This window comes from Vibrio sinaloensis, from assembly GCF_000808535.1.
Taxonomy (GTDB): domain Bacteria; phylum Pseudomonadota; class Gammaproteobacteria; order Enterobacterales; family Vibrionaceae; genus Vibrio; species Vibrio sinaloensis_D.
Map to the genome: position 1 here is coordinate 327,699 of NZ_JWLV01000001.1, position 12,389 is coordinate 340,087.

At 46.8% G+C, this 12,389-nt stretch carries 13 protein-coding genes; 2 read left to right on the top strand and 11 right to left on the bottom strand.

Features of this window, described 5'->3' with window-relative positions; translation table 11 throughout:
• Positions 1–267: 267 nt before the first annotated feature.
• Positions 268–543, top strand: coding sequence for a hypothetical protein (locus tag RJ47_RS01485; protein ID WP_005474527.1), 276 nt, complete (start codon positions 268–270; stop codon positions 541–543).
• Positions 544–603: 60 nt separating this feature from the next.
• Here RJ47_RS01485 and RJ47_RS01490 read toward each other — a convergent pair whose 3' ends face one another.
• The 11 genes from RJ47_RS01490 to RJ47_RS01540 all read right to left on the bottom strand — a co-directional run bounded on the left by RJ47_RS01490 (position 604) and on the right by RJ47_RS01540 (position 11,600).
• Complete coding sequence (locus RJ47_RS01490) at positions 604–1,377, bottom strand: DUF5718 family protein (RefSeq protein WP_039480734.1); 774 nt, start codon at positions 1,375–1,377, stop codon at positions 604–606.
• 24 nt (positions 1,378–1,401) lie between these two features.
• Positions 1,402–2,328, bottom strand: a complete 927-nt coding sequence (gene citG, locus RJ47_RS01495; RefSeq protein WP_419831515.1) for a triphosphoribosyl-dephospho-CoA synthase CitG — start codon at positions 2,326–2,328, stop codon at positions 1,402–1,404.
• A gap of 16 nt (positions 2,329–2,344) precedes the next feature.
• The gene (gene citX / locus RJ47_RS01500) at positions 2,345–2,866 is read right to left on the bottom strand and encodes a citrate lyase holo-[acyl-carrier protein] synthase (protein ID WP_039480740.1); all 522 of its coding nucleotides are present in this window, start codon (positions 2,864–2,866) and stop codon (positions 2,345–2,347) included.
• A gap of 3 nt (positions 2,867–2,869) precedes the next feature.
• Positions 2,870–4,339 carry a citrate lyase subunit alpha gene (gene citF, locus RJ47_RS01505; RefSeq protein WP_039481626.1) on the bottom strand — a complete coding sequence of 490 codons (1,470 nt, stop codon included), beginning with the start codon at positions 4,337–4,339 and terminating at the stop codon, positions 2,870–2,872.
• A 52-nt stretch (positions 4,340–4,391) separates the two neighbouring features.
• Positions 4,392–5,270 carry a citrate (pro-3S)-lyase subunit beta gene (citE, locus tag RJ47_RS01510; protein ID WP_039480743.1) on the bottom strand — a complete coding sequence of 293 codons (879 nt, stop codon included), beginning with the start codon at positions 5,268–5,270 and terminating at the stop codon, positions 4,392–4,394.
• Positions 5,267–5,569, bottom strand: a complete 303-nt coding sequence (citD, locus tag RJ47_RS01515) for a citrate lyase acyl carrier protein (protein ID WP_038136616.1) — start codon at positions 5,567–5,569, stop codon at positions 5,267–5,269. Before citD ends, citE begins: the two co-directional genes overlap by 4 nt.
• 232 nt (positions 5,570–5,801) lie before the next feature.
• On the bottom strand, positions 5,802–6,488 hold the full coding sequence (locus RJ47_RS01520; RefSeq protein ID WP_038136612.1) for a response regulator: 687 nt from the start codon (positions 6,486–6,488) through the stop codon (positions 5,802–5,804).
• The gene (locus RJ47_RS01525; protein ID WP_039480745.1) at positions 6,485–8,122 is read right to left on the bottom strand and encodes an ATP-binding protein; all 1,638 of its coding nucleotides are present in this window, start codon (positions 8,120–8,122) and stop codon (positions 6,485–6,487) included. The genes RJ47_RS01520 and RJ47_RS01525 overlap by 4 nt, the downstream gene beginning before the upstream one ends.
• A gap of 100 nt (positions 8,123–8,222) precedes the next feature.
• Entirely contained in the window at positions 8,223–9,527 is a 1,305-nt protein-coding gene (locus RJ47_RS01530; protein WP_039480748.1) for a sodium ion-translocating decarboxylase subunit beta, read from the bottom strand.
• A gap of 9 nt (positions 9,528–9,536) precedes the next feature.
• A complete protein-coding gene (gene oadA, locus RJ47_RS01535; RefSeq protein WP_039480751.1) occupies positions 9,537–11,336 on the bottom strand; it encodes a sodium-extruding oxaloacetate decarboxylase subunit alpha in 1,800 nt (599 codons plus the stop codon).
• Positions 11,337–11,345: 9 nt separating this feature from the next.
• Positions 11,346–11,600 carry an OadG family protein gene (locus RJ47_RS01540; RefSeq protein WP_038191484.1) on the bottom strand — a complete coding sequence of 85 codons (255 nt, stop codon included), beginning with the start codon at positions 11,598–11,600 and terminating at the stop codon, positions 11,346–11,348.
• A 269-nt stretch (positions 11,601–11,869) separates the two neighbouring features.
• On the opposite strand from RJ47_RS01540, the gene citX (RJ47_RS01545) reads away from it, so the two are divergent.
• On the top strand, positions 11,870–12,355 hold the full coding sequence (citX, locus tag RJ47_RS01545; protein WP_039480754.1) for a citrate lyase holo-[acyl-carrier protein] synthase: 486 nt from the start codon (positions 11,870–11,872) through the stop codon (positions 12,353–12,355).
• The last annotated feature ends 34 nt before the right edge of the window (positions 12,356–12,389 follow it).

A 12,389-nucleotide genomic window follows, 5' to 3' on the forward strand; every position in this document is an offset into this window, starting at 1 on the left:
GTTTAATGGCTCCCTAACTATAGCTTTTTGGTTATCAATGTTAAACATTTGTAAAACAATAAAATAAACTTTTGCATGAATCCTTACTACTTTGAGCTAGCGTCGGTCAAAGTGACTGCATTTCCCACATACACCTACTTTTAAACAGAATTAAGTTCATTTGTGCCAATAACGACATTATTCCCTCAGCAACATGAGGGTTAATTCAAAACTCTGCTACCACCACAGATTTACTATGTAGTTAAAGCTAAACAGCGAGGTAGCGACATGATAGTAACGAACGCATTCAGTGATAAGCTCAGTGAAGAATCAAAACAAAATTGGCTGAGTTATTGGAAACACTTTTCTGAACAAGATTACCATTACTGCGCAGAGAGAAACTGCACAAAACAGCATCAACATGGGGTTCTAGTTACTCAATCCTCTTTCTGCCAAAGGGCGCTGTTTGTTGTGCCACTGTGTGCGGAACACAGCAATAGCTTCGTCAGTCAAATTGAGATTGATGATGGTGCCAGTATCGTTCCAACAGAGCTAAGTTTATAGGATTTGTAGGGATTTTGTTGGAACTCGAGCAATGACCACGTTTTTGTCATTGCTCTTTTTTTATCTTACGATTTGAGTAAACGATAGGATTGCGTCAGAGTTCATCAGTTGCTCACGACGAAACATCTCCTCAACGATGGCTTCATCGATCAAACGTGCGTTATATGCTGCAATGTGAACTTTATCATTGGGCTCTAAAAAGTGCGCTTCTCCCCACTCTGTGTAGTTTGGCGCGCCAGTATAAAGGATCAACTCTTTTGGGTAGCCAAGCGCCCTGAGCTTAGGCAAGATTTCTTCGTACATTCCTTCGTCAGCTTGGTGATTAATTCTTCCCACCATCCAAGCCATTAAGTGACAGTAAAAAACCTTCAATTCGGTACAACTTACCGATGGCGTCGCTAAGTGAAGGCGACCGTCACGCTCAATATAAGAGACCAGTTTAATGTTTTCATCGTAGTTTGCCGGTGACAACCGCGATACATTCCACCAATGACGGTTGATACCTTTAGAGTGTTTCCCCCATGACTTTCGCTGTGAAATTTTCGTACTTCCAGCGAGATTTCGAATGGTCACATCGTTGCCGATGGAGATGTGAGTGGTCATCAGGGAGTGGACTTTTTGGTCTTGATATTCCACCTGACAACGCAGGACAAACTCGGGCTCTATGTCGACGTTACTGCCTTGAGTTGGGTATGAGAGCGAAGGTCCTGACGTAATCGTATGATCTTGCGAGCAGTCGATGACAAAAATGCCATTTGGTAATGCATTTTCTTCAACGTTTTCAGCTCCGCTTAGGTGACCGGAAAAGTTTCCAATAATTCCGAGACTTAACATGACTTTACCTTAGTTATTTTAGAGTTATGAGAGTTGCTTGTTGATCAGCACTTGCGAACAAATGTCCAACTGTGCCAAAAGCCAAGTGGCGGCCAATAGATCGGCACTGCCTCCGGGGCTAATGTTGCGTTTGATGAAGCGTTCATCCAGTGATTGAAGATGACTTTCCAGTTCTTGGTGTGTGGTTATCGGAGAGGCGAGAATCTGCTTGGCTTGCGCTTTGACAAATTTGAGCCCCGGCAACCCTGCACGGTTAACCACATTGGTATCTTGATTGTTTGCCATCAGAGCCAGCAACGCGATGCTGAGTGCTTTCTCTTCCGACTCTCCGCGATTGATTGAGTGATGATAGGCGGGCAACCCGTGATTAAAGATGGTCGGATAGCCTTGCTGCGCTTCGCCGCGAATGCCAGTGAAGCCATATTGAACAAACAAACGCTCACCCACGGTTTTAGGCTCGCCTGACATCATCCTTAGTTGCTCTTGAACCAATCCAGAGCAGCACTCTTTGATAACGGCGCGAACCCGTTTTGAATCGTAACTGATGCCTTTGCGATGAAGCCAACCGACCGCGCCACAAATGACACCCAAGGTAAAAATCATACCTTTATGAGTATTCACTCCTTGGGTCGCATGATTCATTGCCATTTCAGCGCTTAACCCCACTCTTCGCAGCGGCTCAAGGAGATCGCGAGCGTGTAGCGACGCCGATTGGTACCCTGCTCGGACAAACTCTTTCATGTAGGGGCGAAGTGCATCGCAACTGGCAACAAACGTCTTAAGATCCATGTCACTGTGTGCCCCGGAGTTAGCGCAATCCACCAACCCCGGCTTGGGTGTTAAGTGAACTTCTAACATCATCGCATGGTAAGCAAGGTTGCCCGCTAAGACGCAGATATTGAGTCGCGATCGTCCAGTGACATCAGGCTCGTATAGGCTGCAATCGTCCATCAGCCATTCTAGGGTTTTATTGGCATGCATTGATTAACTCCGTCATTTTTCTGATTAGCTGTTGAGGGGAATGTGCTTGCTGGCGTATACAGGCTTTCGCCTCTTGGTCACAAACGAGGCAACGTCGCTTTGGGTGTTTGATAACCGTTCGTGATATTGGCCGAGCGTCAGTGCGAATCACATCGATATCAAATAAACGCCCCAGTCGGTGTGTTTCTTCAATGGAGACCATGGTTTGTTTGAGCAGAAGAATGTCAGCAGTGTCGACGATCATCAGGAGTTCATAACCCGTATCGGCTTCGATCACGTCCAGTTTTAACGTCGCCATGTTTGCTTTCATACAAGCGTTGATGATCGCTTTATAACCATGTTCAAAAGCCACTTTGGCGATAAAGTTTTTCTTAACTGCCCCCACCATGTTGATGGTGAAACTTACGAGTGGCAAAGAGTGGGCGTTGACCCACTCTCGCTGTTTTACAGCCCGAAGCTCCCTGCTTTCCAGTATCTGCTCTAAAGTGGCAATTGGACCGTCATACACAAGCTATTCCTTAACTTGCTTAATCACGTCAATGACTGAGCCATCTCGATAGCGGACAATCCCCACGACTTTATCGGCATATCGAATCGGTCGAGGCTCCCCCGTCAGCAGTTGGGCACGCTGTTGAAGCTGGTCGATCGTCACCAAGGGCACGCCTTCTTTCTCTAACCGCTGTGCCACTTCGGTTCGATTTGGATTTACGGCGATACCATGATCCGTCACGAGTACATCAATTTGACTGCCTGGCGTGACAATATTGAGAACAGAATTGACGACGGTAGGAATGCGACCTCGGACAAGTGGAGCAACAATGACTGTTAGGTTTGCCGAAGCCGCAGTATCACTATGACCACCCGAAGCGCCGCGAATCACCCCATCGGAGCCGGTAATCACGTTAACGTTGAACTCGGTATCAATTTCAAGCGCACTTAGAATCACCACATCCAGCTTTTCAACAGCGGCACCTTTGGATGAAGGGTTCGCATACTGGTTAGCCGAGATTTCAATGTGGCGAGCATTTCGGGCTAACGAATCAGCCGCATTTGCATCAAAGGACTGCACATCGAGCAAGGTTTCGATAAAGCCTTTTTCATGCAAATCGACCATCGTTGACGTAATACCGCCAAGTGCAAAACTGGCTTTGATTTTGTTGCGCTGCATTTTCTCTTCAAGGAAACGAGTTACCGCCAGCGAAGCACCACCGGAACCCGTTTGCATGGAAAATCCATCGTAAAAATAACCGGAATACTCGATAACCTCAGCGGCGCGGCGCGCGATCAACAACTCACGGGGATTATTGGTCATACGTGTTGCCCCTCCGCCAATTTTCGAGGCGTCACCCACGCTGCTCACTTGCACAATCGCATCTACGCAATCTTGGGGAATAGACGCAGGTTGATTTGGGTAGTCGACGATCTGCTCGGTCAAAAGAATGGTGTGCTTCGCATGTTGCGCATCGATTTGCGCGTAACCCAATGAGCCACATCGCGCTCGCCCATTAACCGCGTTCGCATTGCCAAATTCATCACTGGTCGAGACCGCCAGAAAGGCGACATCAATCTCCACTTCGCCGGACTCAACCAAATGCACTCGCCCGCCATGAGAATGGATATGAATGGGCTCTTCCATCAAGCCGCGTGAAATCTCTTCCGCCAGTTCACCGCGTAGTCCTGATGTATAAATTTTACTGACGACACCAGAGCGAATATGCTCAACCAATGGTGCGTGAACATCCGACAAAGAACTGGACGCAAGCGTGAGGTTTTTTAGCCCCATTTCCGCGATTAAGTCCATCACCAAGTTGATGGTTTTATCACCGCCACGAAAAGAGTGGTGAAATGAGACTGTCATACCATCTTGTAGGCCACTCGCTTCAATGGCGGTTTTTAAATCATCGTACAGTTTGCGCGCTTTGCGGTTGGTACTATGAACCAAGTGAGGCGTAATGGTGTGTGGACCTGCATACGGCTGCAAATGGTAGCGCTCTGATATATCAAGGTTGTTGTGTTTCATCTTACGTACTGCCTTACCGTTTGATTCCAGACTTTGCGCGCTCAAGTGTCCAACGAGCTCGCTCTATAATGGGCGCATCGATCATTTTGCCGTTGAGCGACACCACACCCGACCCTTTGCTCTCAGCTTCAGCCGCGACTTCTATCACCGCGAGTGCGTAGTCCACCTCCTCTTCTGACGGGGCAAACACATTGTGAAGTAATTCAATCTGACGAGGGTTAATCAGCGACTTGCCGTCAAAGCCCAAACCATGGATGTGCCGCGCTTCTTTGAGGAAACCTGCCTCATTCCCGGAATCGGAATAGACCGTATCAAACGCCATGATTCCCGCAGAGCGAGCCGCTTGCAAAATCGCACAGCGCGCAAACAGCAGTTCGGTACCTTCGGCGCTGCGCTGGGTTCTCAAGTCTCGAACGTAATCTTCTGCCCCCAGAGCAATGCCGATGAGCCGTTTGGAAGCATGGGCGATAGAGACGGCGTTGTTGATGCCCATTGCCGATTCAATTGCGGCGAGCATTTTGGTAGCGCCCAACTCGCGACCAAACTCCATCTCGGCTTGTTCAATCACCATTTCCATGTCGATGACATCTTGCAACGTGTCTGTTTTTGGCAAACGAATGACGTCGACACCCGCTTTCACCATCGCCATGACATCGGCGCGCCCAAAATCTGAATCCAGTGCATTGACACGAACGACAGTTTCAATGTTCTGATAAAGTGGATGCTGTAACGCGTTGTAGACCAGCATTCGCGCCGTGTCTTTTTCTCGCAGTGATACCGAATCCTCGAGATCAAACATGATGGCGTCGGCATCATAGATAAACGAGGTACTTAACATGGCGGCATTTGATCCCGGAACAAACAGCATGCTGCGTCTTAGTGTTTCGCTCATATTGCCCCCCACACGAGTTGGTGACAGTGATTGCCTTTTGCCGCGCGCATAATTGCTGCTTGGACACGGGCTCGAATAACACAATCAAGCGCGCCCTTGTCATTGACACTAAGACGAACGGCACTGACTCCCATTTCCTCGAGAGTAGACATGATCACATTGCGTATAGCGGGCTCAAATTGCTTCTCTACAGAGCTGATGATTTCCACATCAATAGAACAACTCGACGCGGGCGAAACTTCGACAAGCACATCGCTTGATTCCAAAGTCCCAGCATATGAGCGCTGAAGTATTTCCATAATGGATCCTTAGGATAGGTTTGGATTAGAACAGACATTGCGGGCAGTGAGGTCACTGTCTGCATGGGTCTATTGTCAGTGAACCAGTAAGGATATTGATGGACTGCGCTCAAATTTCACCATAGGGTAAAGTTGACTTATGGTTTCAATGAACTTAATTGATTGGCTACTAAAAATAGAAACGCCTTACCCCCGAAAGAGTAAGGCGTTGTCTTATTGGCTAGATGAGTAATTAATTGCGAATATAAACCCGCTCAGGACGGCCAACTCGACCATGTTCGTTTTCAACCGAGAGAAACCCGCTCGCTGAACAGTACTCAAGATAACGTCGTGCCGTGGTTTTACTGATCCCCACCGCTTCACCTAATGTCTCAGCGGTAAATTTGATCCCACAGTTGGCATTAAACACTTGATGAATTTTATCCAAGGTGAGCTCGCCGATCCCTTTCGGCAATCGACTGGAACTTTTGTCCCGCGCCTGCATGTTGAACAAGTCGTCGACATGGCGCTGACTGATGGTGTCGAACGCTTTAATCGCACAGTTGTATTTAAGATAACGATTGAGCGTTTCTTGCAGCCTTTCGTAAGAGATAGGTTTCAAAAGGTAGTCGAAACAACCGCAATGTAAGGCTTCTTTCACTGTATCCATCTCGCTCGATGCCGTCACCAAGATCACATCAGGTTGCGGAGACTTTTTGTCTGCAATGATTTCACGAAGTAAATCAATTCCACGTCCATCCGGTAAGTAATTATCTAGAATGATCAACTTAGGTTTGTGAATGCGAATCATGGTTCTCGCCATCGCGAGGTCAGAGGCGATTCCTATCGGGTTAAATCGCAATGTTTGACGAAAAAACTGGGCATGCAGCTCCGCAATTCCAACTTCATCTTCAATAATTAAGACATCTATTAAATTCATGCTTCTGTACCTTTAATCGGAATAAAAATAGAAAATATCGTTCCTTTAGGCTCAGCATCATCGACCAGGATGACACCTCCTGCATTTGTCACGTATCGATTGATCAAATACAGTCCGATGCCATGCCCCTCCCTATCATCTTTGCTGGTCACGCCGCGGCTAAAGATAGTACTAGCAATATCGTCAGAGATACCGCACCCATTGTCAGAGACTTCGATAACGAGATCGCTACCCGCATCTGTAATCAAAACATTGACAACTTTTTCGCTAGCAGGATTTTTCAACGTGGCTTCAAAGGCATTATCAATCAAATTCCCTATGATAGCTGACAGCTCATTTGGCTCTATTGAAGCATTTTGTTTTGTTAGTTGGCACGTTGGATCGAATTTTAACTCCAGTCCTAATTCACAAGCTCTGGCATATTTACCCAGTAAAATGCCCGCGACTTGTTTTAATAGAATTCTTGAGCTAATAAAATCGATGAGTTGTTGTTTTCTTGTACTTTCACTATTAATTAATTCTAATGCTGCGTTATATTCTCCTATTTCTATTAAACCACTGATTGTTGATAATTTATTCGCATGTTCATGTCGCATCACCCGCAGGTTGTCAGTATATTGCTTGATCTGAGTGAGCTCCGCCGCCAATGAATTAATATCATTCTTGGCGCGAAAACTCACCACCCAACCAAATAGCTCTTCTTGATCGTATATTGCGATTCGGTTAGCGATGACGGTTTGGCCATTTAAAACAATAATTTCGTCTTTGACGTTTTTTTCAAACGGCGTTTGGAAAAAGAACTGCGAGTTTGAAAGATATTCTAATATTGAGCTAGATTTTAATTGTTCAAAATAAGACTCAATACGAAGAATTTCCGCTGCGCTTTTATTCACCGCTAGGATCTTACCTTTTCGGTCAATCGCAATTACCCCTTCGTACACCGAAGTTAAAATGGACTTCTGCAAATGAAGCGCCAAGCCAATCTCAGACGGCTCCATGCCATTCATTTTCTGTTTAATGTGGTTTGAAAAGTACCAAGCACCGACAGCGGTGATCACCAGCATCATCAACAGTTCGACGAGCAGAGGCTCTGCGTAAAACGCCACCCATTGGTCAAAGCGGTTAAACAAATATCCGACAGAAATAACGCCGATGATTTGGCCATCAAAATCAATGATCGGCGCTTTACCGCGCACCCCGTAACCTAAGCTTCCTTCACGAAGTGAAATATAGGATTGACCCCGTTCAAGAACACCTGCGTTATCGCCACCTTGCATCGGAAAGCCAATATTCTCTTTCACTGGGTGAGAAAGTCGGATGCCTTTTTCATCACCAATCACTATAAAGCTGGCATCTGATATTTTGTGTAAACGACCGATAAGTCGTTCTATTGCAGGAACGTTTTTAATTCTTACTTCTTGGATTAATTCAGGATCACTGGCGATTTCTTTCGCTTGAATTAATGCACGTGTACCGACTTGATGCTCTAAAGTATCTAATAAGCCTTGGTGAAAGTTGGTCGTCACAATGGCTAGTTGTACGATCATCAATCCAAAAATTAATATAAAAACGCGACTTCTAAAAGTGAGTCCACTTTTTAAATTACCCAGCAGTTGCATAACACCTGCTTTCATACAAATTCCTTTTCCCATACTTTTTCAAGTATATTTTCAGACAGTGTGCCAGATTAATGATAAAAAGGAAGATAACCAGATCTTCCTTTTTATCTATTTACTAGCCTCCGATCACATACTTGATCATTACCCCTGCTGCGACAGCAGATCCAATAACGCCAGCCACGTTTGGCCCCATCGCGTGCATCAATAAGAAGTTTTGGCTGTTCGCTTCTAAGCCCACTTTGTTCGACACTCGCGCCGCCATCGGCACTGCCGACACACCTGCTGAACCAATCAGCGGATTGACCTTCTCTTGGCACACTTTGTTCATGAGTTTCGCCATCAATACGCCTGTTGCGGTACCAATACAGAACGCGACGATACCCAGTGCAAGAATGCCCAATGTTTGTGGTTGCAAGAACTTATCCGCCATTAACTTAGAGCCGACTGACAAGCCCAAGAAAATCGTCACGATATTGATTAAGCCATTTTGCGCAGTATCGCTGAGACGCTCGACCACGCCACATTCACGCATCAAGTTGCCGAAACAGAACATACCCAGTAGTGGCGTCGCAGACGGAAGCAACATAGCAATCAAGATAAGCAGCATGAGCGGAAAACAGACTTTTTCCAGTTTGCTGACACTGCGCAGCTGCGTCATTGAGATCTTGCGCTCCTCTGCGTTGGTTAGCGCTTTCATAATTGGCGGCTGGATCATCGGAACCAACGCCATGTACGAATACGCCGCTACCGCAATGGCACCAAGCAACTCAGGGGCGAGCATACTCGATACGTAGATTGCCGTCGGGCCATCTGCGCCGCCAATAATGCCAATCGCAGCCGCTTGAGCAACACTAAAGTCCATAATACCCAGTTGACTAAGACCAAGCGCGCCCAACACGGTGGCAAAAATACCAAATTGAGCCGCCGCCCCTAGGAGCAATGTTTTCGGGTTAGCAAGCAGTGGTCCAAAGTCTGTCATTGCGCCGACACCCATAAAGATGACTAACGGACCAACGCCAGAGGCAATCGCTACGCTGTAGAAGGTGTACAACATGCCATCGGTATAGTTGAACTCCTGTGCGAGCAAGTTCAGTTGCACTTTTTCCATCGGCGTGGCAATTTCATAAGCATGTTTCAAGCTCTCTTTGCTTATGTCGGCCACATTTAGAATGGCATTGAGTGCTTGATAGACTTCAGTCTTGCCACTGTATATTGCCGCTTCGACACCGCTGACCGCGAGATTGGCATCAGGCAAGTTAGCCAAGATGCCACCCAAACCAATCGGTACCAGCAGCAAAGGTTCGAATTTCTTCACGATCGCAAGATAAAGAAGAATCAAACCGATAAGCAACATGACCGCTTGGCCAAATTGCAGATGGAGAAACCCGAAGTCTTTAATTAACGCAATTACACTATCCATAGCTGCACCTTACGCCAATGCCAGCAGTGAATCGCCAACTTGTACTGCGTCACCCTCGTTGACTGAAACCGCTTCGACCACGCCATCTCTCGACGCTTTGATTTCGGTTTCCATCTTCATCGCTTCAAGAATCAGAAGGACTTGCCCTTCTTTAACTTGTTCACCCGCTTTGGTGTGGACCTTCCAAATATTCCCCGCTAAGGGTGCAGCCACTGTTTCAGCGTTACCTGAGGGAGCGGTTGGCGCCGCTGAAGCAGGGGCTGCTTGGGGGGTATCTATTGTGCTTTGGGCAAGAACTTCTGGGTCTGCACCCTCATTCACTTTGACCACATACGCTTGATTGTTCACATTGACGGTGTATAGACCTGGCTCAGTGGCGACTTTCTTATCATCTGCTGCCGAAGGTGCTTGCTCTGTCGGAATCGGTTCAAACGCGTCTGGGTTGTGGCGGTTTTCTAGGAACTTCCAGCCCACTTGTTCAAACAATGCAACGGTCAGGACATCATCAATCACATCTTCCGTCAGCGAGATGCCTTTCTCTTTCGCCTTTTCTTGAACATCCAATGTTAACGCTTCAATTTCTGGCTCAATGAGATCCGCCGGGCGACAGGTGATGGCCTTTGCTCCTTCGAGTACTTTCTCTTGCAAAGCAATGTCTACTGGAGCAGGTGTTTGACCATACTCACCTTTAAGAACGCCAGCCGTTTCTTTGGTGATGGTTTTGTAACGCTCGCCCATCATCACGTTGATCACAGCCTGCGTACCGACAATTTGCGAAGTTGGTGTCACCAATGGAATGTAACCCAAATCTTTGCGGACTCTTGGGATCTCTTCCAGTACTTGGTCTATTTTATCGATGGCATTTTGCTGCTTGAGCTGGCTTTCCATGTTAGTCAGCATCCCACCAGGAACTTGAGCAACTAAGATTCGCGAATCCACGCCTTTCAGTTGCCCTTCGAAGGCATGATATTTCTTACGAACTTCGCGGAAGTACGCGGCAATATTCTCAAGTTTTGAGATGTCTAACCCTGTATCGCGATCAGTCCCTTGCAAGGCAGCAACGAGCGATTCTGTCGCCGGATGACCGTAGGTACCACTCATCGAGGAAATCGCGGTATCAACGCGATCAACACCCGCTTCAATCGCTTTAAGCAACGTCATATCCGCCATTCCCGCCGTAGCGTGGCAGTGCAGGTGCAGCTCTACATCGAGCTGTTTTTTTAGCGTGGAAACTAAATCGCTCGCTTCGTACGGCGTCATGACACCCGCCATATCTTTGATAGCGATGGAGTCGACGCCCATCTCTACCAACTGCTCAGCAAGGTTGACCCAAGAATCCATGGTGTGAACGGGGCTCGTGGTATAGCAAATTGTCCCTTGGGCGTGCGCACCTTGCTTTTTCACCGCTTCGATAGCACGTTGTAAATTACGAGGGTCATTCAGTGCGTCAAAGACGCGAAATACGTCCATACCATTATGAACCGCGCGCTCTACGAACTTATCGACCACGTCATCAGCATAGTGACGGTAACCTAAGATATTCTGCCCGCGAAACAACATTTGTTGCTTGGTGTTTGGCATCGCCTTTTTTAGCTCACGAAGCCTTAACCAAGGATCTTCGCCCAAGAATCGAATGCACGAATCGAACGTGGCTCCGCCCCAACTCTCCAAAGACCAATAGCCGATTTGGTCAAGTTGTTCAGCGATCGGCAACATATCATCCAAACGCAGTCGCGTAGCAAACAGTGATTGGTGAGCATCACGCAGGACAACGTCCGTAATTCCGAGCGGCTTTTTAACATCAGACATCGATTTCTCCTAGATTTTAGCGCTGTTAGTTTTGAGTTGGTTATGATGGTGAATCGCGGCAGTGATCGCGGCGACAAGGTTGCCATCCGACGGTGCGTGACTGATTGATTCATTGATGGTTTCTGTTTTCGGTGGTTGAACGAACGAGGCGACTTTGGTTAGCAGTCGAATGGCTCCTACCATCAAACAGAGAAAAAAGAAGACGAACCCCATGCCTAAGCCCATGAGAACGAAGCCTTCATAAATGATTGGTTGTTGACTCATTATGAATACCCATATTAAAAGAGTGGTATGAGTCTAAGTTGAAGCTAGAAATCACTTCGTGAAGCGCATCATCGTAATAGCTCCCCCTTAAGTGCATTAATGGCGTTAATAAATTTAATTCATTGACCGATTTGCCAAGCAAGAGTTAGCGCCATTTACGCCATTTAAAACTCAACCGTCATCAATAAACGTTTTTTACCTCTAATTCGTAATGGCGAGTTTTCGCTAACGTGTTCACACAAGCCTGTTACGTAGACGAGGACACATTGATGGATACCGTAACTCAACTAGAACGACGCGCTGAGCGTAAGAATAAGATTCGCTTAACTCACCAACTTCCGGTGATTGCACTGACTTTAAACATTCCCGCAAACCTAACCAATCAAGCTTGGGTACCTATGTTGTTTAAATCAGCCTTAAATAGCTTTCTCGCCAAAATGGAAGAAATGGATGTCAAGGTCATTGAGCAGCAATTCGCAACAACACCGACTTACGAAGCCCTTTTTGCCGTCGATATTCGTTCAAGCACTTTGCTGAAAAAAGCGGTCATTGAGATCGAACATAACCACCCTTACGGCGCGCTTTTTAACTTCGATGTCATGTGTCGTCAAGGCAAAACCATTTCACGACGCTCATCTTACATGCGCCCAAGGCCATGCCTAATTTGTGATGATATTGCGCAGCGATGTGCCGCACTAAAGCGCCATTCACCACAGCAAATTGAGCAAGCAATCTTATCGATCATAAACAAGTAATAATCACCAAAACAAAAGCGCTGGAGTTCCAGCG

Excerpts from the sequence above, each read along its gene's own strand:
- citX (WP_039480754.1), top strand. The coding sequence starts at position 11,870 with ATGGATACCGTAACTCAACTAGAACGACGCGCTGAGCGTAAGAATAAG.
- citG (WP_419831515.1), bottom strand. The coding sequence starts at position 2,328 with ATGGACGATTGCAGCCTATACGAGCCTGATGTCACTGGACGATCGCGA.
- RJ47_RS01520 (WP_038136612.1), bottom strand. The coding sequence starts at position 6,488 with ATGAATTTAATAGATGTCTTAATTATTGAAGATGAAGTTGGAATTGCG.
- RJ47_RS01490 (WP_039480734.1), bottom strand. The coding sequence starts at position 1,377 with ATGTTAAGTCTCGGAATTATTGGAAACTTTTCCGGTCACCTAAGCGGA.
- RJ47_RS01525 (WP_039480745.1), bottom strand. The coding sequence starts at position 8,122 with ATGAAAGCAGGTGTTATGCAACTGCTGGGTAATTTAAAAAGTGGACTC.
- citD (WP_038136616.1), bottom strand. The coding sequence starts at position 5,569 with ATGGAAATACTTCAGCGCTCATATGCTGGGACTTTGGAATCAAGCGAT.
- citE (WP_039480743.1), bottom strand. The coding sequence starts at position 5,270 with ATGAGCGAAACACTAAGACGCAGCATGCTGTTTGTTCCGGGATCAAAT.
- oadA (WP_039480751.1), bottom strand. The coding sequence starts at position 11,336 with ATGTCTGATGTTAAAAAGCCGCTCGGAATTACGGACGTTGTCCTGCGT.
- RJ47_RS01485 (WP_005474527.1), top strand. The coding sequence starts at position 268 with ATGATAGTAACGAACGCATTCAGTGATAAGCTCAGTGAAGAATCAAAA.
- RJ47_RS01530 (WP_039480748.1), bottom strand. The coding sequence starts at position 9,527 with ATGGATAGTGTAATTGCGTTAATTAAAGACTTCGGGTTTCTCCATCTG.
- RJ47_RS01540 (WP_038191484.1), bottom strand. The coding sequence starts at position 11,600 with ATGAGTCAACAACCAATCATTTATGAAGGCTTCGTTCTCATGGGCTTA.